This is a genomic window from Streptomyces sp. NPDC059788, from assembly GCF_042732265.1.
In the GTDB taxonomy this organism is placed as follows: Bacteria; Actinomycetota; Actinomycetes; order Streptomycetales; family Streptomycetaceae; genus Streptomyces.
The window spans coordinates 16849-39385 of record NZ_JBHWHY010000021.1 but is presented as its reverse complement, the minus strand read 5'-3'; the positions used below and the strand labels follow the sequence as shown (position 1 = coordinate 39385).

Genomic DNA, 22537 nt, shown 5'->3' with positions numbered 1-22537 from the left:
TGGGGCGGAGACCGGTCGGGTTCCGGTCAGGTCCCGACCGGGTTCCGGTCAGGTGGGGAGGACGGATTGGAGGAACGGGTCCAGGACGCCCCGCCATTCCTCGGGGGCTTCCCAGGGGAGCCAGTGACCGGCGTCCGGTATCTCCGCGTAGGCGCCGCGCGGGAGGACCCGGACCATCTCCTGGGCCTCGGCGCGGCCCAGTTCGCCGTCCAGGCCGCGGACCACGAGCGTGGGGCACTGCACCAGGGCGAGGTCTTCCCAGTGGGCGTCGTGGACCCAGGTCTCGCGGGCGGTGAGCATCTGGTGGCGGGAGAAGACCGGGCGCCAGCCGTCCGCGCGCTCGGCCATCACCTCGGCGAAGAACTCGCCGCGGGCCGGCTTGGGCCGCTCCAGCGTCGGGTCGTCCTCGCCGAACCACTTGCGTACGTCCGCGAGGGTGGCGAACGGGACCGGCCAGGAGCGGAACCAGTCCGCCCACTCCTGCTGCGAGGCCGAGCCCAGGGCCGAGGCCCGCATGTCGCAGACGACCAGCGCGCTGACCAGGTCGGGGCGGCGGGCGGCCACCTGCCAGGCCGTCAGGGCGCCCATCGAGTGGCCGATCAGGACGGCGGGTGCCAGGCCGAGCTGCTCGATGGCGGCGATGCCGTCGGCCACGAACGCCTCGCGGTCGTACGGACCGTCCTGGGGTTTCTCGCTGCGGCCGTGGCCGCGCTGGTCCAGGCCGACGGGGCGGCACCGGGAGCCGAGCCAGCGGGCGGTCTCGGCCCAGTGCGACGCGCGGCCCATCAGGCCGTGCAGCAGGAGCACTCCCGGGCCGCGCTCCCCTTCCTCCCGGCCGGCCTTCGGCGGGTCGGTGAACTCCCAGGCGGCGAGCCGGACGCCGCCGGCCCCCGTCACGTCGATACGCCGCACCATGGGTCCTGGCACCCCCATTCGGTCCTTGAGCAGCCCCACACTATCGAACCTCTATTCGAATAGGCTGATTCTGCGCCCAATAACCCTCGTTCGGGTGACCACGCCCAAGGATTGCCGGTCCTCGCCGAGGGGAGACACGTAGCGGGAGGCGGGCCCCACCGGGAAGGGGGCCCGACGGGAAAGACCCTGAGAGCTCGGGGCTCCGGGTCTTGGCGGGGGGACATGGGGAGGCGGGGCCCCGGCTGCTCGCAGCGCCGGGGCCCTGGTCTTTCGCGCGGCCGCCATCGCCGCGGCGGACGGGCCGGCCGCCTCCGGCCGCGGTTCCGCCTCCGGCCCGCGTTCCGCCGACGGCCCTGGCTCCGCTTGCGGCCGTGATGCCGCCCCCGGCCCTGGCTCCGCTTGCGGCTCCGGCTCCCCCGCCGAACCTCCCGCGACATTCCGAGGCCGCCGTGCGCGCCCGCCTCGCGGCGCGCTCCGCTTGCGGTGGCGACGCGCCCGGCCGGGCCGGGGGTCGCGGCGGACTGCTCCTCACCCGAGCCCCCTCCCCGACCCGGGGCCGCGGCGGCGGACACCGTCCCGCTCCGCTCGTCCTCAGCCGCCTCGCCCAGGTCTCCGGCGCCACAACGTCATGAGCCCGCTGTTCTCGCGCACGCGATCGACCACTGCGCCGTACGGCTCCCGGGTGCTCCCGCGCACACGCTCAGCGCCAGGGTGGCATGCCACCGGCCGCCGCGCTCGCGTTCCGCCAACTCCGTCGGACGACCGAACAGTTGGCCACCGCGCCGGGACGGCCGTCGAAGCAGGTCAGCCGGGAAACGAGCGGCGTTACGGGGTCAGCGCTTGGCCACGAAAACGTGTGCGGCGATCTCGGACTCCAGCTCCGCCGCCTCACCGCTGCTGCCGATGAGCACGCCCGAGGACGACTCGGTCACGCTGACCACCGCGCCCGGCTGCACACCGGCGCGCCGCAGCGTGTACATGAGCTGGGCGTCCGCCTGGATGGGCTCGCCGATCCGGCGCACCACGACCGTCTTGCCGTCCGCGCCGGCGTCCAGGTCCATCAGGCTCACCATGCCGGCGTCCAGGAACGGGTCGGCCTCGGCCTTCTCGCCCAGCTCCTCCAGCCCCGGGATGGGGTTGCCGTACGGCGACTCCGTCGGATGCCGCAGCAGCTCCACGACGCGGCGCTCGACCGCCTCGCTCATCACGTGCTCCCAGCGGCACGCCTCGGCGTGCACCTGCTCCCACTCCAGTCCGATGACGTCGACGAGCAGGCACTCGGCGAGGCGGTGCTTGCGCATGACGCGGGTCGCCAGCCGGCGGCCCTCCTCGGTGAGCTCCAGGTGGCGGTCGCCCGCGACCGTGAGCAGGCCGTCCCGCTCCATGCGCGCCACGGTCTGGCTGACCGTCGGGCCGCTCTGTTCGAGCCGCTCGGCGATCCGGGCGCGCATCGGGACCACACCTTCCTCTTCCAGCTCAAGGATGGTGCGGAGATACATCTCCGTGGTGTCGATCAGTCCGGACATGCGTGCCCCTCGATGTGTCGTGCGGTGGCCCTGAACTCAATTCTGACGCATCCCACTGACAACGGTTCCGCGTCCGCTCCGGCCGGGCCCCGGGAAGTCCCGGTACGGCGGCGCCGGAACGGCAACCGGGCGACGTCCGGACGGCCGGAAGGTGTCCACCCGGTCGCGGGCAGGGGCGCGCACCGTATTGACAGGGCACTGGTCCAGACCGCAACGTGATCCGCGCCACGGCTGCCCCGCGTCGGGACCCGGCGCGCAGCGCCGCCGGTCCGCACCCGGTGCCGGACGTGTCAAAACGTAGGACAAATGTACGAGCACCAACGTACAAGACCGCCGAACACCGACGAGAGGGGCCCCGCGGCGATGGGCGAGAGCAACCGGTTGGCCGGGCAGTACTTCGACGCCGCGATGGACCTGCTGCGCCGGGTGCGCGACGAGGAGGACGAGCCGATCGGCGCGGCCGGGACGCTGATCGCCGACACCGTCGAGGCGGGCGGCCGGGTCTTCGTCTTCGGCGCCGGGCACTCCTCCCTCCCCGCGCAGGACACCGTCTACCGAGCGGGTGGCCTCGCCATCATGAACCTGCTGACCGTGCCGGGCGTCGTCGGCGTCGACGTACGGCCTGCGACGCTGGGCAGCGCGCTGGAGCGGGTGGACGGGCTGGCCGGGGCCGTCCTGGACACCAGCCCCATGGAGGCCGGGGACGTCCTGGTCATCATCTCGCTGTCCGGCCGCAACGCGCTCCCGGTGGAGATGGCCATGAACGCGCGGGCGCTCGGCCTGAAGGTCGTCGGGGTGACGTCGGTGGCGTACGCCGAGGAGACCAGGTCCCGGCACGTCTCCGGCACGTTCCTCAGGGACCACTGCGACATCGTCGTGGACAGCAAGATCCCGGTGGGCGACGCGGAGTTGACGCTGCCGGGCATCGAGGCGCCCTTCGCGCCCGCCTCGACGGTCGTGACCAGCGCGATCATGCAGTCCGTCGTCGCGACGGCCGCGGGCGTGCTCGCCGACCGCGGCATCGACCCGCCGCTGCTGCGCTCGGGCAACGTGGACGGCGGCCACGACTGGAACGGCCGGGTGATCCGGGAGTACGCGGACCGGATCTACTACCGGCAGTAGGACGCGGCCCGCCGGACAGCCGTACGGCCGTGCGGACGACGCGCCCGGCAGCCGCACGTCCACCGGCCCGTCAGCGCCCCGCCGGGCCGCCCGCCAGGTCCAGGGCGGCGGCGATGCGGGAGGCGACGTCCTCCGCGTACGCCGCGTCCGCCCGGTCGAAGGGGCGCCGCGAGGGCCCGCGCAGGAACGTCGCCACGCCCAGCGTCCGCCCCCGGCTGCGCAGCACCACGCACAGGCCGTGCACCGTGCCGTCCGGCCACTTGCGGGCCGCGGCCCAGCCCTCCGCGACCGCCGGGCCCGCGCCGGCCCGTACCGAGCCGCATCGTTCCAGCGCCTGCGCGGCCGGGTGGCCCGCCCCGTAGGCCACCGGGATGCCGGTCGGCGGCACGGCTTCGGAGGGGCCGGGGGCCCCGGCGGGCGAGGCGACGGCCCGGACGAGCGCCGGCGCGCCGTCACCGGCCTCGCCCCCGCCGCCCACCACGTCGATCAGCCCGTGATCGGCGAACCCCGCCAGCGCGAAGTCGAGATGGACCGCCGCCGCCTCCATGGGGTCCTCGCACTCCCCCGCGGCCCGGCCCGCGCGGTGCAGCTGCTGGGCGCGGAAGCGCAGCAGGGAGCCTTCCTGTTCCGTGCGCTTGGCGTCCGTGACGTCCTGGAAGAGCCAGCCCACGCCGAGCGGTACGGCCTCCTCCGCCAGCGGCGAGGCCAGCCGCAGGAAGCCGCTGCGCCAGCACCGGCGGGGCTGCTCGGCCTCGTCGGACCGGAGCGTGACCCACAGTTCGGCGGCTGCGGGCGGGGTGCCTTCCGCGAGGACGTGCGTCAGGGCGCTCTCCAGCTCCTCCACGCCCTGGGTCAGCAGATCGCCCAGCGGGCGCCCGAGCACGGCCGTACGGCCCATCCCCAGGGCGCGTGCCGCGTGGGCGTTGACGACCGCGGGCCGCAGGTCGGCGTCGACGAGCACCACGCCCCAGGAGGCGTCCACGAACAGGGCCTCGCTCAGCGCGATGGAGCGCTCCAGGTCGATCTGCGTGTGCACCTCGCTGAACGCGCAGTACACGCCCGCCGCCCGCCCGTCCGGCCCGAGCACCGCGGACGACTGGGTACGCACCAGGACGCGGCGCCCGTCCTTCGTCAGCAGCGCGAACTCGTGGACCTGGCGCCCCGGCGACCGCGTCGCCGCCAGCAGCCGCTCCTCCACCTCGTCGGCGTCCTCCTTGCGGACCGCCCAGCCGGCCAGTCCGGGCCGGCCGACCGCCTCGGCCGCCGACCAGCCGAGAATCCGCTCCGCCTCGCGGTTCCAGTGCGTGACCGAGCCGTCCGCGCCGAAGGCGCACAGCGCGGCGTCCATCCCGTCCAGCAGGGCGGCGAGCAGGCCGGAGTCCTCGCTGTCCGGCTGCGGGTCCGGCTCCTCGCCGGTGAGCCCGTCCGCGCGCGCGTCGTCCGCGGGCGGGCTGCCCCGGCCCGGCCCGCCGGGCGGTACGGGCTCGAAGCGGTGCGACGAGGACGACGAAGAGGACGACGAAGACGAAGCAGCCACTGGCACCCCCTACGAACGCGGCCGTACGTGCTGCACGCCGGATCATTCAACTGGAACGTGACGCGGACCACACCCCATTCGCGGAAATCCCTGAAAACCCCGTCGCGGGAAATTCGGTTGTGCGCCCGCCGGACCGGTTCCTAGGGTGTGAGGCACACGAGAAGGGAGGTGGTTCGGCAGATGATTTCGCACCGGACGCGTGAGGTGACTGCGGGCTAGCGGCCCGTCGTCGCACTCAGTGTGCAGCGCCGGACCAGCGCAGGAAACAGCTGCGCAGCCGGCCAATCCCAAGCAGTCACCCGACCCGCGGGCTGCCGGTTCGTCCGACCGGCCCCTTCGCGCCACAGGCGCGGGGGAAGCAGCCCGCGGGTCGTCTGCGTGCGGGCGGGCCCGCGTACGCCCGTACCGCCCCCGCCCTCCCGCCTCTCAGGGCGCGAGCCGCACGACGGACCAGCCCTCTCCGCCGCTGCCTTCCCGCTCGTACCGCAACCGGTCGTGCAGGCGGTTCTCCCGGCCCTGCCAGAACTCGACGGTCTCCGCGACGACCCGCACGCCGCCCCAGTGCGGCGGCGCCGGCACCTGCTCGCCTTCGGGGTAACGGGCCGCCAGGTCGTCGTACGCGCGCTCCAGTTCGGCGCGCGAGGCGACCGGAGCGGACTGGTCGCTGGCCCAGGCACCGAGCTGGGAGCCGTGCGGGCGGGTGCGGAAGTACGCGGCGGTCTCGTCGCGCCCGATGCGGGCGGCCGTGCCCGTCACGATCACCTGGCGGGCGAGCGGGTGCCAGGGGAAGAGCAGCGAGACATGAGCGTTTTCGGCCAGGTCCCGGCCCTTGCGGCTGGCGTAGTTGGTGAAGAAGACGAAGCCGTGCTCGTCGAACCGCTTGAGCAGGACGGTCCTTGAGCTGGGACGGCCGGCCGCGTCGGCGGTCGAGACGACCATCGCGTTCGGCTCGTGCAGTCCACTCGTGGCCGCTTCCTTGAACCAGCGCGCGAACTGGTCGTACGGGCTGGGGGCGAGTTCTGCCTCGTCGAGTCCCTCGGCGCGGTAATGCGCCCGCATGGCGGAAGGATCGAGCGGGTCCGGGGTGGGCGTGTCGGCGGAGTGCACGGCCACATCTTGCAGCATGAACGCTTGTTGGGGCATCCGGGTGGCAGGGAAGTCTGCCCTTGGACGGCCGGGCGTAACCCTCCCGTAAGCGAATCGTCCAGTGTGCCGGATGTCACGCTTCCCGGTACGTACCGGACCGGCCAAAATCGTGCCGCGAGCCACTGTGGCGCGCCGGGGGCGCGGGATATCGTGTCCGCCCTGAAGTGATCGAAGCGAGGTGCCCCGGGCGGGAAGCGCCGGGTGACGGTCGGGTGACCAACGCCCGCGCGGGGCATGACGGGAGTGACCGGTACGGACCGCGAGCCGCGGACGCGGCCGCGTAACCGCACCGGCACCCGGACCAGCCGTACGGAACCGGCCCGGCACCGCGGGTCGCGGCCGGCGGCTCCGGCCGCGGCCGGAGCCGCGCGCCGCCCCGTCCGCCACACGGGACACCCGCACGGCGGCAGCCGGACCGCCCGACCGACCAGCCTGACCTGACAGATATTGAACGCACGGCATCTTGGTCATGAGCCGCATGTCGTCCACATCTTGAGGAGCCGCCTGATGTCCGACTTCGTACCCGGACTCGAAGGAGTCGTCGCGTTCGAGACGGAGATCGCCGAACCGGACAAGGAAGGCGGCGCGCTGCGCTACCGGGGCGTCGACATCGAGGATCTGGTCGGCAAGGTCTCCTTCGGCAACGTGTGGGGGCTGCTGGTCGACGGGTCGTTCAACCCCGGGCTGCCGCCCGCCGAGCCGTTCCCGATCCCGGTCCACTCCGGTGACATCCGGGTGGACGTGCAGTCCGCGCTGGCCATGCTCGCGCCGGTGTGGGGCCTGAAACCGCTGCTGGACACCGATGTGGAGACCGCCCGCGACGAGCTGGCGCGGGCCGCGGTCATGGCGCTGTCCTACGTCGCGCAGTCGGCGCGCGGGCAGGGCCTGCCGATGGTGCCGCAGAAGGAGATCGACAAGGCCGGGACGATCGTGGAGCGCTTCATGAAGCGCTGGCGCGGCGAGCCGGACCCCAAGCACGTCGCGGCCGTGGACGCGTACTGGACCTCGGCGGCCGAGCACGGCATGAACGCGTCCACGTTCACGGCCCGGGTCATCGCCTCGACCGGCGCCGATGTGGCGGCCGCACTGTCCGGCGCGGTCGGCGCGATGTCCGGGCCGCTGCACGGCGGGGCACCGTCCCGGGTCCTCGGCATGATCGAGGAGATCGAGCGGACGGGTGACGCCACGGCGTACGTGAAGCGGGCGCTGGACCGCGGCGAGCGGCTGATGGGCTTCGGCCACCGGGTGTACCGGGCCGAGGACCCGCGGGCCCGGGTGCTGCGGCGCACGGCCCGTGAACTGGGCGCGCCGCGCTTCGAGGTCGCGGAGGCGCTGGAGAAGGCCGCCCTGGAGGAGCTGCACAACCGGCGTCCAGACCGGGTCCTGGCGACGAACGTGGAGTTCTGGGCGGCGATCGTCCTGGACTTCGCGGAGGTCCCGGCGCACATGTTCACGTCGATGTTCACCTGTGCCCGCACGGCGGGCTGGAGCGCCCACATCCTGGAGCAGAAGCGCACGGGCCGCCTGGTCCGGCCGTCGGCCACGTACGTGGGTCCGGGGCCGCGCGGGCCGGAGGCGGTGGAGGGCTACACGCTGCCGGCGTGACGGGCCGGGCGCTCCTGGCGCCGCACGGCGTCCTCGGTGACGGGCGTGAAGAGGTTGACCAGGTTGCCGTCGGGGTCCCGCAGGAGCAGCGAGCGGTTGCCCCACGGCATGGTCGTCGGCTCCTGGACGAACGTGCAGCCGAGGGACTCCAGTCGCCGGTGTTCCGCGTCGACGTCGCCGACGCGGAACTCGGTGATCACCGTGTGGTTGGCGGCGGCCCGTGCGGTCCCCTCGCCGAACAGGGCCACCGTGCGGCTGCCGGCGATCGCCAGCGTGCCCGACGGCGTGACCAGCTCGGCGAATTCCGGGGTCGCCCACTCGGCGCGTACACCGGTGAGGCGCTCGTAGAACCCGACGAGGCGGGCGACGTCGTCGGTGATGATGCGGATGGACACGAAGTTCATGGGTCGTTCTTCCTGACGGGAGGGCAGAGCGGGCCCGGCTCGGCAAGCGGCGCCGGGTGTTCGCCACGCTAGGAGCAATACCGGACAGGTTCCGCCCGGTATCCGCGGCAGAATTCCGGAGTGACCACTTCGACCACCGCCCGGGTGCTCGCCCTGCTGGAGATCCTCCAGGGCGGCGGCATCCGTACCGTTCCCGAGCTGGCCGCCCGCCTCTGCGTCGACGAGCGCACCGTCCGCCGCTACGTCGGCCACCTGCTGGACCTGGACATCCCCGTCGACGCGGTACGGGGCCGGTACGGCGGCTACCGGCTCGCCCCGGGCTACCGGATGCCCCCGCTGATGCTCACCGACGAGGAGGCCCTGGCCGTACTGCTCGGCCTGCTCGCGGGGCAGCGCGGCGGACCGGGCGCCGCCTCCGCGGCAGCCGGCGAGAGCGCCGCGGCGAAGGTGCGGCGGGTGCTGCCCGTGGCCCTGCGGCGGCGGCTGGAAGCGCTGCTGGAGACGGCCGACTTCACCGACCGGCCCCGGCCCGCCGACCCACCGGAGGCGTCGGTGCTGCTCGAACTCGCCGCGGCCGTACGGCAGCAGCGGCCGGTGGCGTTCGCGTACACCGACCGCAAGGGCGGCGGGAGTGCCCGTACAGTCCTGCCGTACGGGCTCGTGGCGCACTCCGGGCGGTGGTATCTGACCGCCGCGGGCCGGGACACCGGGGAGATGCGGATCTTCCGGCTGGACCGGATCGCCTCGGTCCGCGTGCTGTCCGGTACGTTCACCGTCCCGGACGGTTTCGACCCGGCGGCGACCGTCCTCGACCATCTCGCCCGTACGCCGTGGACCCACGATGTGTCGGTGCGCGTCCGCGGCGGCGTCGAGCAGCTCCGCAGCCGCCTTCCGGCCGGGATCGCCGCCCTGTCCGACGACGGTCCCGAATGGGTCCGCGTCCGTATCCGGGCCGAACGCCTGGACTGGATTCCCCCGGTACTGGCCGCGCTGGACGCCCCGTTCGTCATCGAGCGCCCCGCCGCCCTGCGCGATCTCGTGCGGACGCTGGCCCGCAGCCTCGACGCGTACGCCGCTGCCGGCGAGGAGCCTGCCTGAGGCCTGTCAGTCCCCGTTCAGCACCGTGTCCAGGATGTGCGCCCACTGCGTCACCACGCGGTCGCGGCGGGCCTTGTCGTCGGTGAGGAGGGTGGCCAGGCCCAGGCCGCGGGACATGTCGAGGAGGCCCTGCACGGTTTCCCGGACACCGGGGACCGCCTCGTCGGCGCCCAGGAGGCCGACCGCCGTACGGTGCGCCTCGCGGCCGACGCGGGCCTCCAGGGCGGTGACGCGCTCGCGCAGGGGTTCCTCGTCGGAGGCGGCCACCCAGAGGTGCAGGGCGGCCCGGAAGAGGGGGCCGGTGTAGAGGTTGACGATCTCCTCGACGACGATGCGGGTGCGGGCGGCCGAGCCGGTGGGCGGCAGGTCGTGGGCCACGGCTTTCAGCGCGCCCCGGCGTTTTTCCGCGACGTGTTCGACGGCCGCGGTGAACAGGTCCTCGCGGGTGCGGAAGTGGTGCTGGGCGGCCCCCCGCGAGACGCCCGCGCGCTCCGCGACGACGGAGACCGTGCTGCCGCTCCAGCCGCGTTCGGCGAGGCAGGAGACGGCCGCTTCCAGGAGGGCACGGCGGGTGGCGCGGCTGCGTTCCTGCTGCGGTTCCTTGGGGGTGCGGGCGGAGGTCACCGTACCCATGACGGGTCCCGGCGCTGGAGGAAGGCGGTCATGCCCTCGCGGGCCTCGTCGGAGGCGAAGAGGCGGGCGGAGGTGCCGGCGAGGGCCGCGGTGTCGCGGTCGAAGGTGCGCAGGACTTCGGCCGTGACCAGGGCCTTGGACTCCGCCAGACCCTGCGGGGAGCCCTTGCGCAGCCCCGCGAGGACCGGTTCGAGGGCGGCGTCGGGATCGTCGGCGGCCAGGGTCACCAGGCCGGTACGGGCCGCCTCGGCAGCGTCGAAGCGCTCACCGGTGAGGTAGTAGCGGGCGGCGGCGCGCGGGTCCATGCGGGGCAGCAGCGGCATGGAGATGACGGCGGGGGCGAGGCCGAGGCGGGCCTCGGTGAAGGCGAAGGTGGCGCCGGGTCCCGCCACGGACAGGTCGCAGGCGCCGAGCAGGCCGAGGCCGCCGGCCCGCACGTGGCCGGTGACCTCGGCGACGACGGGCTTGGGGAGTTCGATGACGGCGCGCAGGAGGCGGACGAGGCCGAGGGGGCCGGAGACGGCCGCCCCGGCCGTGTCCGCGGTATCCGCCGCCTCCGTCGCCTCCGTGAGGTCCGCTCCCGCGCAGAACGTCGTCCCGGTGTGGGTGAGCAGTACGGCGCGCGTGTCGGTGCACTCGGCGGCGGCCGTCAGGGCCGCGTGGAGTTCGCCCACCAGGCGCCGGGACAGCGCGTTGCGGTTGTGCGGGGAGTCCAGGGTCAGGACGGTGACGCCCCGGTCGTGGGCGCGCCGCACCAGCGGGGCGTCCGGCGTGGCGTCGGGTGCGGCGTCGGGTGCGGCGTCGGGTGCGGCCGGTGCGGCCCGGGGCGTGGCGTCCGGTGTGGCGTCGGTCATGAGGCCGTGGAACTCCTTTCCCTGGCGCGCAGTTCGCGCCGCAGGATCTTGCCGGTGGCGGCGCGGGGCACGGCGTCCGTGAACTCCACCCGCCGTACTTTCTTGTACGGGGCGACCTGCCCGGCAACGTACGTGATGACGTCGTCCTCGGTGAGCAGGGCCCCCGGCTCCCCGTGCTGCCGTACGACGTAGGCCTTGGGGATCTCGTTGCCGTCGGCGTCGGTGACGCCGATCACCGCGGCGTCCGCGATGCCCTCGTGGGCGAGCAGCACCGCTTCGAGGTCGGCGGGGGCGACCTGGTAACCCTTGTATTTGATCAGTTCCTTGACGCGGTCCACGACGTACAGCCAGCCGTCGGCGTCCACCCGCCCGATGTCGCCGGTGTGCAGCCACCCGTCGGCGTCGATCACGGCCTCGGTCTCCGCGGGCCGTCCGAGGTAGCCCTTCATGACCTGCGGGCCGCGGATGAGGATCTCGCCGCTCTCGCCGGTGCCGAGGTCCTTGTCGGTGTCCGTGCAGCGGATGCGCATCTCGGTGCCGGGCAGCAGCTTGCCGACCGTGCCGGGCGGCGCGCCGGTGGCGCCCAGCGGTACGGCGTGGGTGCCGGGCGAGAGTTCGGTCATGCCGTACGCCTGCATGACGGGCGGGATGCCCAGGCGGCGGGCGCAGGTGCCGGCGAGCCGGGCGTCCAGCGGGGCGGCGGCGCTGACGACGTAGTCGAGCGAGGACAGGTCGTACTGGGCGACGGCCGGGTGCTTGGCGAGGGCCAGGACGATGGGCGGGGCCACGTACACCGCGTTGATCCGGTACTTCTCGATGGTGCGCAGGAAGTGTTCGAGGTCGAAGCGGGGCAGTACGACGACGGTGGAGCCGTTGCGCAGCGGGGCGTTCATCAGGGCGGTCAGTCCGTAGATGTGGAAGAAGGGCAGCACGGCCAGGACGCGGTCGCCGGGGCCGCTGCCGATCAGCTCGCCGAGCTGGGCGAGGTTGGTGGCGAGGGAGCGGTGGGTGAGCATCACGCCTTTGGGGCTGCCGGTGGTGCCGGAGGAGTACGGCAGGACGGCCACGTCCCGGGCGGGGTCGATGCGTACGGCCGGTTCGGGGGCGGTGGAGGCGATCATGTCGCGGACGGAGCGGTGGCCGACGGCGCCGTCGCAGACGAACACCTCGGTGATGCCGCCGGCCTGTTCGGCGGCGCTGCGGGCCGTCTCCAGGAGCGGGGAGGCGGTGACGATCCAGTTGGCGCCGGAGTCGCGCAGCTGCTGGGCGAACTCGCCCGAGGTGGCGAGGGGGTGGACGGTGGTGACGGCCGCGCCGCAGCGGGAGGCGGCGTAGCAGACGGCCGGGTAGACGATGGTGTTGGGACTGTGCAGGGCGAGCACGTCGCCGGGGCGGACGCCGGAGTCGGCCAGGGCCGCGGCGATCCGGCGGGAGGCGCCGTCGAGTTCGGCGTAGCTGACCGTGGTGCCGTCCTGGCCGTCGATCAGGGCGGGCAGGGCGGCGTACGCGGTGGCCGACCGGCCCAGTACGGCTTCGTGGATCGGCAGGTCCACGGGTGCGACATCGGCGTACTGACTGTGAAAGACCATGGCCATCCCCTCAGCAGCGGCGCGCGTCCGGTGCCGGTCCGGGCCGCGGGCGGGCGCCTGTCCGTGTGCGTGCAGCATCGCGGTTGCCGGTGCGGTTGTCAGCACGGCGACCGCGATGCCGGGCGCGGCCGGTCAGTACGACTTGGGCAGGCCGAGGCTCTGGTGGGAGACGTAGTTGAGGATCATCTCCCGGCTGACCGGCGCGATCCGGGCGACCCGGGCCGCGGTGATCAGGGAGGCGAGGCCGTACTCGTGGGTCAGGCCGTTGCCGCCGAGGGTGTGCACCGCCTGGTCGACGGCCTTCACCGCCGCCTCGGCCGCCGCGTACTTGGCCATGTTGGCGGCCTCGCCCGCGCCCATGTCGTCGCCCGCGTCGTAGAGACGGGCGGCCTTCTGCATCATCAGGCGGGCGAGTTCCAGCTCGATGTGGACCTGGGCGAGGGGGTGGGCGACGGCCTGGTGGGCTCCGATGGGCGCCTTCCAGACCTGCCGGGTGCGGGCGTAGTCGACGGCCCGCCCGACCGCGTAGCGGCCCATGCCGAGGGCGAACGCGGCGGTCATGATGCGTTCGGGGTTGAGTCCGGCGAAGAGCTGGAGAAGCCCCGCGTCCTCTCCCCCATGGCCTCCGGCATGGGAGGTGCCCCCACCGACCAGGGCGTCCGCGGGCAGCCGTACGTCGTCGAGCGTCAGCTCGAACTGCTTCTCCGGCGCCCCCAGCTCCATCGCGATCTGACTGCGCCCGAAGCCCGGGGTGTCGCGCGGGACGATGAACAGGCAGGCCTTGAGCTTGCCGGTGCGGGCGTCCTCGGTGCGGCCGACGATCAGGGTGGCCTCGGCGATGTCCACGCCGGATATGAAGACCTTGCGGCCGTTGAGGACCCATTCGCCGGTGGCCGGGTCGCGGCGGGCGGTGGTGGTGATGCGGTGCGAGTTGGAGCCGGCGTCCGGTTCGGTGATGCCGAAGGCCATCTTGCGGGAGCCGTCGGCGAGGCCGGGCAGCCAGGTCCGCTTCTGCTCCTCGGTGCCGAAGCGGGCGATGACGGTGCCGCAGATGGCGGGCGAGACGACGAGCATGAGCAGGGGGCAGCCGGCCGCTCCCAGCTCCTCCAGCACGATGGAGAGTTCGGCGATGCCGCCGCCTCCGCCGCCGTACTCCTCGGGCAGGTTGACGCCCAGATAGCCCAGCTTGGCGGCCTCCGCCCACAGGTCGTCGGTGTGCTTGCCCTCGGCGACGACGCGGGCGAAGTACTCGCGTCCGTAGCGCTTGCCGAGCGCGGCGACGGACGCGCGCAGGGCGCGGTGTTCCTCGGTTTCGATCACGGGGGTGCTCACGGGGACTCCTTCGAGGGGGAGCGGCGTCATGCGGTGACGACGGCCAGCGGCGTGCCGACCTCGACCTGCTGGCCGGCCTTGACGTGCAGGGCGGTCAGCGTGCCGGAGGCGGGGGCAGTGATCCTGTGTTCCATCTTCATGGCTTCGAGCCAGAGCAGCGGGGCCCCGGCCTCGACGCGGTCCCCCTCGGCCAGGCCGTCGGCCACCCGGACGACCGTGCCGGGCATGGGGGCGAGCAGCGAGCCCGGTTCCGCGCGGGCGGTGGGGTCGGGGAAGCGGGGCAGGGCGGTGAGGGCTCGGGAGCCGGTGGCGGAGTCGACGTAGACCCGGTCGCCGTGGCGGTCGACACCGAACTCGCGCCGTACGCCGTCGGTTTCGAGGACGACCCGGCCGGGCGCGGCCGTCAGCAGCCGTACGCCGGGGAACTCCTCGGCGTGCAGGCCGTCGCGGCCGACCCGGTAGCGGACCTCGTACTCGGCGCCGCCGCACGCGTACGTCTTGGCCTGCGGCTGGGACGGTACGTTGCGGAAGCCGCCGAAGCGGGACCGGCCGTGGGCGTCGGCGAGGGCGGCGGCGAGCGCGCACAGGCCGGTGGCCGTGCCGTCGGGGGCCGCCGTCAGCTCGTCCAGGTTGCGGTCGTAGAAGCCGGTGTCCAGGCCGGTCGCGGTGGCGAACTCGGGGTGGCGCAGGGACCGTACGAGCAGGTCGCGGTTGGTGACCGGGCCGTGCACGCGGGCCCGTTCCAGGGCTCCTGCCAGCTTGCGTACGGCTTCGGCGCGGCTCGGCGCCCAGGCGATGACCTTGGCGAGCATCGGGTCGTAGTGCACGCCGATGACGACGCCGTCGGCCACGCCGGAGTCGAGCCGGACGCCGTCGGGCACGGACAGGTGGTGCAGGGTGCCGGTCTGCGGCTGCCAGTCCGCCGCCGGGTCCTCCGCGTACAGCCGGGCCTCGACGGCGTGGCCGCGCGGGGCGGGCGGTGCGTCCGGCAGTTCCTCGCCCTCGGCCACCCGGAGCTGGAGCGCCACGAGATCGACGCCGTACACGGCCTCGGTGACCGGGTGTTCGACCTGGAGACGGGTGTTCATCTCCAGGAAGTGGGCGTGTCCGGCGGCGGAGACGAGGAATTCGACGGTGCCCGCGCCGCGGTAGCCGATGGTGCGGGCGGCGTCGGCGGCGGCGGCGTGCAGGGTGGCGCGCAGTTCGTCCGAGAGGCCGGGTGCGGGGGCTTCCTCGATGACCTTCTGGTGGCGGCGCTGGAGGGAGCAGTCGCGGGTGCCGAGGGTCCAGACGGTGCCGTGCGCGTCGGCGAGGACCTGCACCTCGACGTGCCGGCCGCCGACCACGTACGGCTCGGCGAAGACCTCGCCGTCCCCGAAGGCCGCGGCGGCCTCGGCCCGTGCCGCCGCCAGCTCCCCCGGCAGGCCGGCCAGGTCCCGTACGACACGCATCCCGCGCCCGCCGCCACCCGCCGCCGCCTTCACCAGCAGCGGCAGGTCGGCGGCGGTCGCCCGGTCCGGATCGACGGGGGCGAGCAGCGGCACCCCGGCCGCCGCCATCAGTTCCTTGGCGCGGGTCTTGGAGGCCATCGATTCGATGGCGGCGGGCGGCGGGCCGACCCAGGTCAGGCCCGCGTCGGCGACGGCCGCGGCGAAGCCCGCGTTCTCGGAGAGGAAGCCGTAGCCGGGGTGGACGGCGTCGGCACCGGCGGCGTGCGCGGCCTTCACGATCAGGTCGCCGCGCAGATAGGTGTCGGCGGGGGCGTTGCCCGGGAGGCGTACGGCGGCATCGGCCTCGCGGACGTGCGGGGCGTCGGCGTCCGCGTCGGAGTACACGGCCACGGTGGCGATGCCCAGTTCCCGGCAGGTGCGGAAGACGCGGCGGGCGATCTCGCCACGGTTGGCGACGAGGAGGGAAGAGATCACGTGTTCCTCACATCCGGAAGACGCCGAAGCCGCCGCGCGCGCCCTCGACGGGGGCGGTGTGCAGGGCGGACAGGCACAGGCCGAGGACGGTTCGGGTGTCGCGGGGGTCGATGACGCCGTCGTCGTACAGCCGCCCGGACAGGAACATCGGCAGCGACTCGGACTCGATCTGCTGCTCGACCATGGCGCGCAGCCCGGCGTCGGCCTCGTCGTCGTACGGCTGTCCCTTGGCGGCGGCGGAGGCGCGGGCGACGATCGACAGCACCCCGGCGAGCTGCTGCGGGCCCATGACGGCGGACTTGGCGCTGGGCCAGGCGAACAGGAAGCGCGGGTCGTAGGCGCGGCCGCACATGCCGTAGTGCCCGGCGCCGTAGGAGGCGCCCATCAGGACGGACAGGTGCGGGACACGGGAGTTGGAGACCGCGTTGATCATCATGGCGCCGTGCTTGATGATCCCGCCCTGTTCGTACTCCTTGCCGACCATGTAGCCGGTGGTGTTGTGCAGGAAGAGCAGCGGGATGTCGCGCTGGTTGGCGAGCTGGATGAACTGCGCGGCCTTCTGCGACTCCGCGCTGAACAGCACGCCCTGCGCGTTGGCGAGGACGCCTACGGGGTAGCCGTGCAGCCGGGCCCAGCCGGTCGTGAGCGAAGGCCCGTACAGCGGTTTGAACTCGTCGAAGTCCGAGCCGTCCACGATGCGGGCGATGACCTCGCGCGGGTCGAAGGGCGCCTTGAGGTCGCCGGGGACGATGCCGAGCAGTTCGTCCTCGTCGTACTTGGGCGGCGCGGCCGGTCCTGGATCTCCGTGCGCCTTCTGCCAGTTGAGGCGGGCGACGACCCGGCGGGCCTGCCGGAGCGCGTCCGGTTCGTCCAGGGCGAAGTGGTCGGCGAGCCCGGACGTACGGGCGTGCATCTCGGCGCCGCCCAGCGACTCGTCGTCGCTCTCCTCGCCGGTGGCCATCTTGACCAGCGGCGGACCGCCGAGGAAGACCTTCGCCCGCTCCCTGACCATGATCACGTGGTCGGACATGCCGGGGATGTACGCGCCGCCGGCCGTGGAGTTGCCGAAGACGACGGCGACGGTGGGGATACCGGCGGCGGACAGCCGGGTGATGTCCTTGAACAGCGCGCCGCCCGGAATGAAGATCTCCTTCTGGCTGGGCAGGTCGGCGCCGCCGGACTCCACCAGCGATACGACGGGCAGCCGGTTCGCGAAGGCGATCTCGTTGGCGCGCAGGGCCTTCTTCAGCGTCCACGGGTTGGAGGCCCCGCCCCGTACGGTCGGGTCGTTGGCCGTGACCAGACACTCCACCCCCTCGATCACACCGATGCCGGTGACCAGGGACGCGCCCACCGGGTAGTCGCTGCCCCAGGCGGCCAGCGGCGACAGTTCGAGGAACGGTGTGTCCGGGTCGAGGAGCAGTTCGACGCGCTCGCGGGCGAGCAGCTTGCCGCGCCCCCGGTGCCGCTCGACGTACTTGGCGCCGCCTCCGCCGATGGCCTTGGCGTGTTCCGTGTCGATCTCCGCGAGTTTGGCGAGCATCGCCTCGCGGTTGGCCGCGTACTCGGGTCCTGTCGGGTCCAGCCGGCTGCCGAGCACGGTCACAGCAACACCTCCGGTATGTCCAGGTGGCGGGCGCGCAGCCACTCCCCCACGGCCTTGGCCTGCGGGTCGAAGCGGGCCTGCGCGGCGACGCCCGCGCCGAGCAGGCCGTCGATCACGAAGTTCAGGGAACGCAGATGGGGCAGGACGTGGCGGGTCACCGGCAGGTCCGCCGTCTCCGGGAGGAGTTCGCGCAGGCGGTCGGCGGTCAGCTCGTGGGCCAGCCAGCGCCAGGCCGTGTCCGTACGGGCCCAGACGCCGACGTTCGCCGAGCCGCCCTTGTCGCCGCTGCGGGCACCGGCCACGAGACCGAGCGGGGCGCGCCGGAACCGGCCGTCGTGGGCCAGGGGTTCGGGGAGCGGGGGCTCGGCGAGCGGTGTCAGCTCGCGGGATTCTGTGGGCGGTGGCACCTCTGCGCGGCTGCCGTCGGGGAGTACGGCGGTGTGCGGCACGTCCGCCGCGTCCACGTACTCCGCCTCGAAGACGCCGTACGGCTCGCCCTTGCCCGGCGGCGCCGTCACGTGGAACCCGGGGACGCTGCCGAGCGCCAGCTCGATCGCCGCCCCGCTGACCACCCGTCCCACCGCGTCCTGTTCGGCGTCCCGCACCACCAGCCGCAGCAGCGCGCTCGCCTCCTCCTGGACGGCGGCGTCCGCGTGGTCGGTGCGGGCCAGCGTCCATTCCACGGACGCCGGGCGGCGTTCGGCCGCGTCGAAGGCCGCCTCCATCTGCTCCCGTACGAGGGCGGCCTTGGCCTCGATGTCCAGGCCGGTCAGCACGAACGTCACCGCGTTGCGCCAGCCGCCCAGGCGGGTCAGGCCCACCTTCAGCGTCGGCGGCGGCGCCTCACCGCGTACGCCGTCGATACGCACCCGGTCCGGGCCGTCCGCTGTCAGGCGTACGGTGTCCAGCCGCGCGGTCACGTCCGGGCCCGCGTAGCGCGCGCCGGCCGTCTCGTACAGCAGCTGGGCGGTGACGGTGCCGACGGTGACCGCGCCGCCCGTACCGGGGTGCTTGGTGATCACCGAGGAGCCGTCGGCGGCGATCTCGGCGAGCGGGAAGCCGGGGCGGCGCAGGTCGTGGGCGGCGGAGAAGTCCGGGTCGGCGAAGAAGGAATAGTTGCCGCCGGTCGCCTGGGTGCCGCACTCCAGGACGTGACCCGCGGCGACCGCGCCCGCCAGCCGGTCGTGGTCCGTGGGCGCCCAGCCGAAGTGGGCCGCCGCGGCCCCGCTGACCAGCGCGGCGTCCGTGACCCGGCCGGTCACGACCACGTCGGCGCCGGCCCGCAGACACGCGGCGATGCCCTCGCCGCCCAGGTAGGCGTTGGCGGTCAGCACGCCCGCGCGCCCGGCGTAGCGGGCCATGAGGTCGTCGCCCTCCACGTGCGCCACCCGCACCGGGACGCCGCTCCGGTGGGCCAACTCTTCGACGGCCTCCGCGAGTCCGGCGGGGTTGAGCCCTCCCGCGTTGGTGACGATCCGTACCCCACGCTCGACAGCCAGGCCGAGGGTGTCCTCCAGCTGCCGCAGGAACGTCTTCGCATAGCCGCGGGCGGGGTCCTTGAGGCGGTCGCGGCCCAGGATGAGCATGGTCAGCTCGGCGAGGTAGTCGCCGGTCAGGACGTCGAGCGGGCCGCCGGTGAGCATCTCGCGCACGGCGTCGAAGCGGTCGCCGTAGAAGCCGGAGGCGTTGCCGACGCGCAGCACCTCGCCGCCGGTCACCGAGCGCCCTCCGGGCCACCACGGCCGCCCGGCTCACGGCCCCTGCCCGGCGGCCCGGCGAACGCCTGGGCGATGCCCAGCCAGCGGTCGGCGTCCGCGCCTTCGGCCCGTACGTCCACGTCGTCGCGGTGGGCGCGCTGGGTCACCAGCAGGCAGAAGCCCAGGGCGTCGCCGGTGACCCGCTGGGCCGCGCCCTCGGGACCGTAGGCCCAGATGCCGCCGCCGGGGGCCCGCAGCTCGACCCTGAACTCTTCCTCTGGAGCGCTCAGTCCGTTGGCCGCGTACGCGAAGTTCCGCGCCCGTACGCCGATGCGGGCCACGTGCCGCAGCCGTGCGGTGGGTTCGCGCGTCGCACCGAGCGCGTCGGCGATGTCCTGGCCGTGCGCCCAGGTCTCCATGAGCCGCCCCGTGGCCATGGAGGCGGTGCTCATCGCGGTACCGAACCACGGCAGCCGGTCCCCCGCGGTCCGCGTGGCGAGGGCCTCGTGCAACTCGGCCCGGCCCTGCCGCCAGCGGGCCAGCAGTTCGCCGGGCGGTGCCTGCGCCTCCCCCTCCGCGCCTTCGTCGACGAACGTCGTCGGAGCGGACAGGGCCCGCCGGACCGCCTCCTGGAAGGCGGCGGGATCGGTGGCGGACAGCAGGGCCTGCCGGTCGGTCCAGGCCAGGTGCCCGATCTGGTGGGCGACGGTCCAGCCCACGGCCGGCGTCGCCAGCGCCCACCCCTCTGACGCCAGGCCACCGACCAGCGCGTCGAGCGCGTCCCCTTCGTCTCTCAGATCCGCCAGTACGGCACTGGCGTCGGCGTCGGACACGCGGCACTCCCCTCGTCGGCCATCTGCCGTACGGGCAGGGCACGTTGACTGATGCGGTGCGGGAACGAGCGTGACAGCGCGCGGGGAAACAATCAAGCACGCATGCATGATTTTCTGAGGAGAGCGGGCGCGGGCCGGGGCCCACCGGCCCCGGAGAAGAAGGCGGGTGCGGGCCGGGTGCCCGCGGACGCCCCTACAGGCCGAGGGTGTCGGCCACGTCGCGCAGGCACTCCTCGAAGACGGGCTCCAGGTCGGAGTAGGCGAAGTCCAGTTGGTGCAGGATTTCCATGCACAGCAGGCCGTACAGCCTGGTCCAGCAGGACAGGAAGACGTGCGCGGCCTCGGGTGGCAGGCCGCCGTCGATGGCGGTGGAGTAGGCGGTCAGCTGCTCGCGCAGCGACGCGGGCAGGCCGGCCGGATCGGGCACCGGAAACGGCCGCGTCCTCCACAGCTCGACCGTCAGGTCCAGCAGGACCTGCTCGAACCGCTGCCCGGCCTGGCGGCGCGCCGAGCCGGGCTGCCGGTTCGGCGGGGCGACCGGACTGGCGAAGACCCAGCCGAACTCGGCGGGATGGGCGCTCGCCCAGGCCCGCATGGCCCGGCAGGCCGCGAGGATGCGCTCGCCGACCGGCGCGTCGGCGCGGGCGTCACGGGCGTGCTCCATGGCGGCGGTCAGCTCGCGGAAGAAGTCCGCCGTGACCGCGCCGACCAGCTCGTCGTGGCCGGCGTAGTAGTGGTAGAGGGCCGGGCCGCTCATGCCCACCTGCCTGGCGACCGCGTTGATCGTCACCGCGGCCGACCCCTGCTCGACCAGGAGCTTGCGCGCGGCCCCGTGAATCTCCTCAAGGGTCGCCCGGCGCAGCCTCTCCCGCCTGCTGCTGGCCCCTGCGGCCATCGTCACCCCTCTTGTCGCTCCACCAACACCGTAAGCACCGTTGACATCCTAGGGCATCTATGTTTCCTTAATGCCTCTAAGTGAGCTTAGAGGCCCTAGGGAATGGGCCTGGGGAGAGTGCTCCACCGCGCCCCGCACCGGCCCGGCACTCCACGACCACGAAGGAGACCCGACGATGAAGGCGATCATTGTGGGCGGTGGCATCGGCGGGCTGACCGCGGCTGTCGCCTTCCATCAGCGCGGCTGGCAGGTGGAGGTCCTGGAACGCGCGCCGGAGTTCACCGAGATCGGTGCGGGAGTGTCCATCCAGCCCAACGGCTTACGCGCGCTGGACACGCTGGGCCTCGGCGATCCGCTGCGTTCCGGCGGGCTGTCCGATCCGCCCGCGGGCATCCGCCGCGCAAGCGGGGACTGGCTGATCCGCAACGACGTCGACGACCTGAAACGCCGCTTCGGCCAGTGGGTGACCGTGCACCGGGCCGCTCTGATCGGCCTCCTGCGCGCGGCCGTTCCCGCACCGGCGCTGCGGCCCGGCACCGAGGTGCGCCAGGTGCGGCCCGACGGCACGGTCCACCACAGCGCGGGCACCTCCACCGCGGATCTCGTGGTGGGCGCCGACGGCGTGCGCAGCGCGACACGGCACTCCCTCTGGCCGCACCTCCCCGGACCGCGCTACGTCGGATACACCACCTGGCGCTTCATCGCACCGCCCCGGGCCGTCGAGGGGAGCGTGGAAACCTGGGGGCGAGGCGAACGGTTCGGGCATGTGCCGATGCCGGACGGCCGCGTCTACTGCTACCTGCTGGCCAACGCCCCGCTCGGCTCCCGCACCCACCTCGACCGGCTGCGCGAACGCTTCGCGCACTGGCACGGCCCCATCCCCGCACTGCTGAATGCCGCGGACGCGGAAGCGGTGCTGCAGCACGACTCGTACGAGCTGCCGAAGCTGCCCGCCTACGTCTCCGGAAAGGTCGCGGTCCTCGGAGACGCCGCGCACGCGATGACCCCCAACCTGGGACAGGGCGCCTGCCAGGCACTTGAGGACGCAGTGACCCTCGCCGCGGCGGCGGACACCCTCGGCGTGCGAGCGGGGCTGGAGGAATACGACCGCGTCCGCAGGCCGCGTACCCAGATGATCACCCGCCGCTCCCGGCAGGCCGGCGCTCCCGCGCACTGGACGGCCCCGCCGCTGGCCGCCCTGCGGGACGCGGCCCTGCCCCTCCTGCCCACCTCGCTCTTCAACCGCTCGATCAGCACCGCCTACGCCTGGACGCCCTGACACCCCCACCCGCGTGTCTCCCACCCGTGCCCCGCTACGCCCGGCTCCGCGAAAGCGTGTCCCCACCGGGAAACCACCGAACCCCCAGAGGTCACCCCATGCCCCTCCCGCGCATCCTGATCGTCCTCGTCGGGGCGGTCACCACGGTCAGCGCCGTGCTCGCCGATCTCGTCGTCCCGGATCTGGCGGCCCAGCACGCCTTCAACCCCGGCTGGCCGCCCCACGCCAAGTTCCACGACGCCCAGTACATGCTGATGACGGTGCTCCTCGGCCTCCTCGGCCTGGCCCTCGCCCTGCGGCGGGGCCAGGGCACCCGCGGCCGGCTGCTGTGCGCCGCCGCGCTCCTGGCCGTCCCCTGGCTCGGCATGATCGGCGCCCTCCTGTTCCCCGGCACCGCCACCTACGACCCGGAGTTCGCCGGCCGGACCCTCTTCGTCCTCGGCATGCACGGCCAGGTCTTCATGGCGATCGTCCTGACCCTGACCCTGCTCGGCGCCGCCGCGGCGGTCCTGCGCACGCCCGCGGCCCCCACCACCTGACG

General features: G+C 73.7%; 19 protein-coding genes. 5 read left to right on the top strand and 14 right to left on the bottom strand.

The window, feature by feature from the left end:
- Positions 1–48: 48 nt before the first annotated feature.
- Together ACFV57_RS19780 and ACFV57_RS19775 are read right to left on the bottom strand one after the other, a co-directional pair.
- A complete protein-coding gene (locus ACFV57_RS19780; RefSeq protein WP_385233822.1) occupies positions 49–915 on the bottom strand; it encodes an alpha/beta fold hydrolase in 867 nt (288 codons plus the stop codon).
- An 833-nt stretch (positions 916–1748) separates the two neighbouring features.
- Complete coding sequence (locus ACFV57_RS19775; RefSeq protein ID WP_385233540.1) at positions 1749–2441, bottom strand: metal-dependent transcriptional regulator; 693 nt, start codon at positions 2439–2441, stop codon at positions 1749–1751.
- Between the two features lie 363 nt (positions 2442–2804).
- On the opposite strand from ACFV57_RS19775, the gene ACFV57_RS19770 reads away from it, so the two are divergent.
- The gene (locus tag ACFV57_RS19770) at positions 2805–3563 is read left to right on the top strand and encodes an SIS domain-containing protein (protein WP_385233537.1); all 759 of its coding nucleotides are present in this window, start codon (positions 2805–2807) and stop codon (positions 3561–3563) included.
- Between the two features lie 70 nt (positions 3564–3633).
- Here the strand turns inward: ACFV57_RS19770 and ACFV57_RS19765 are convergent, their stop codons facing one another.
- Together ACFV57_RS19765 and pdxH are read right to left on the bottom strand one after the other, a co-directional pair.
- A complete protein-coding gene (locus ACFV57_RS19765; RefSeq protein WP_385233534.1) occupies positions 3634–5100 on the bottom strand; it encodes a PAS domain-containing protein in 1467 nt (488 codons plus the stop codon).
- Positions 5101–5526: 426 nt separating this feature from the next.
- Positions 5527–6225 carry a pyridoxamine 5'-phosphate oxidase gene (gene pdxH / locus ACFV57_RS19760; RefSeq protein ID WP_385233531.1) on the bottom strand — a complete coding sequence of 233 codons (699 nt, stop codon included), beginning with the start codon at positions 6223–6225 and terminating at the stop codon, positions 5527–5529.
- 528 nt (positions 6226–6753) lie between these two features.
- Between pdxH and ACFV57_RS19755 the strand changes: the two genes are divergently transcribed.
- Positions 6754–7851 carry a citrate synthase 2 gene (locus ACFV57_RS19755; RefSeq protein WP_385233528.1) on the top strand — a complete coding sequence of 366 codons (1098 nt, stop codon included), beginning with the start codon at positions 6754–6756 and terminating at the stop codon, positions 7849–7851.
- Here the strand turns inward: ACFV57_RS19755 and ACFV57_RS19750 are convergent.
- A complete protein-coding gene (locus tag ACFV57_RS19750) occupies positions 7833–8255 on the bottom strand; it encodes a VOC family protein (protein ID WP_385233524.1) in 423 nt (140 codons plus the stop codon). The genes ACFV57_RS19755 and ACFV57_RS19750 overlap by 19 nt on opposite strands.
- Positions 8256–8375: 120 nt before the next feature.
- On the opposite strand from ACFV57_RS19750, the gene ACFV57_RS19745 reads away from it, so the two are divergent.
- Positions 8376–9353, top strand: a complete 978-nt coding sequence (locus ACFV57_RS19745; protein WP_385233521.1) for a helix-turn-helix transcriptional regulator — start codon at positions 8376–8378, stop codon at positions 9351–9353.
- Positions 9354–9359: 6 nt separating this feature from the next.
- Here the strand turns inward: ACFV57_RS19745 and ACFV57_RS19740 are convergent, their stop codons facing one another.
- The 9 genes from ACFV57_RS19740 to ACFV57_RS19700 all read right to left on the bottom strand — a co-directional run bounded on the left by ACFV57_RS19740 (position 9360) and on the right by ACFV57_RS19700 (position 20717).
- Complete coding sequence (locus ACFV57_RS19740) at positions 9360–9986, bottom strand: TetR/AcrR family transcriptional regulator (RefSeq protein ID WP_385233518.1); 627 nt, start codon at positions 9984–9986, stop codon at positions 9360–9362.
- Positions 9974–10840, bottom strand: coding sequence for an enoyl-CoA hydratase family protein (locus ACFV57_RS19735; protein ID WP_385233515.1), 867 nt, complete (start codon positions 10838–10840; stop codon positions 9974–9976). The genes ACFV57_RS19740 and ACFV57_RS19735 overlap by 13 nt, the downstream gene beginning before the upstream one ends.
- Complete coding sequence (locus ACFV57_RS19730) at positions 10837–12429, bottom strand: 4-coumarate--CoA ligase family protein (protein ID WP_385233512.1); 1593 nt, start codon at positions 12427–12429, stop codon at positions 10837–10839. The genes ACFV57_RS19735 and ACFV57_RS19730 overlap by 4 nt, the downstream gene beginning before the upstream one ends.
- Before the next feature lie 132 nt (positions 12430–12561).
- Positions 12562–13791, bottom strand: a complete 1230-nt coding sequence (locus tag ACFV57_RS19725) for an acyl-CoA dehydrogenase family protein (protein WP_385233510.1) — start codon at positions 13789–13791, stop codon at positions 12562–12564.
- A complete protein-coding gene (locus ACFV57_RS19720; RefSeq protein ID WP_385233508.1) occupies positions 13788–15686 on the bottom strand; it encodes an acetyl/propionyl/methylcrotonyl-CoA carboxylase subunit alpha in 1899 nt (632 codons plus the stop codon). Before ACFV57_RS19720 ends, ACFV57_RS19725 begins: the two co-directional genes overlap by 4 nt.
- A 7-nt stretch (positions 15687–15693) precedes the next feature.
- Positions 15694–17292, bottom strand: a complete 1599-nt coding sequence (locus ACFV57_RS19715; protein ID WP_385233506.1) for an acyl-CoA carboxylase subunit beta — start codon at positions 17290–17292, stop codon at positions 15694–15696.
- On the bottom strand, positions 17289–19010 hold the full coding sequence (locus ACFV57_RS19710) for an acyclic terpene utilization AtuA family protein (RefSeq protein WP_385233504.1): 1722 nt from the start codon (positions 19008–19010) through the stop codon (positions 17289–17291). Before ACFV57_RS19710 ends, ACFV57_RS19715 begins: the two co-directional genes overlap by 4 nt.
- Complete coding sequence (locus ACFV57_RS19705) at positions 19007–19822, bottom strand: TIGR03084 family metal-binding protein (protein ID WP_385233500.1); 816 nt, start codon at positions 19820–19822, stop codon at positions 19007–19009. The genes ACFV57_RS19710 and ACFV57_RS19705 overlap by 4 nt, the downstream gene beginning before the upstream one ends.
- 193 nt (positions 19823–20015) lie before the next feature.
- The gene (locus ACFV57_RS19700) at positions 20016–20717 is read right to left on the bottom strand and encodes a TetR/AcrR family transcriptional regulator (protein ID WP_385233497.1); all 702 of its coding nucleotides are present in this window, start codon (positions 20715–20717) and stop codon (positions 20016–20018) included.
- A 175-nt stretch (positions 20718–20892) separates the two neighbouring features.
- Here ACFV57_RS19700 and ACFV57_RS19695 point away from each other — a divergent pair, with 175 nt between their 5' ends.
- Together ACFV57_RS19695 and ACFV57_RS19690 are read left to right on the top strand one after the other, a co-directional pair.
- Positions 20893–21996 carry an FAD-dependent monooxygenase gene (locus ACFV57_RS19695; RefSeq protein WP_385233494.1) on the top strand — a complete coding sequence of 368 codons (1104 nt, stop codon included), beginning with the start codon at positions 20893–20895 and terminating at the stop codon, positions 21994–21996.
- A 98-nt stretch (positions 21997–22094) separates the two neighbouring features.
- Positions 22095–22535, top strand: a complete 441-nt coding sequence (locus ACFV57_RS19690; RefSeq protein WP_385233491.1) for a DUF6640 family protein — start codon at positions 22095–22097, stop codon at positions 22533–22535.
- Positions 22536–22537 lie beyond the last annotated feature (2 nt).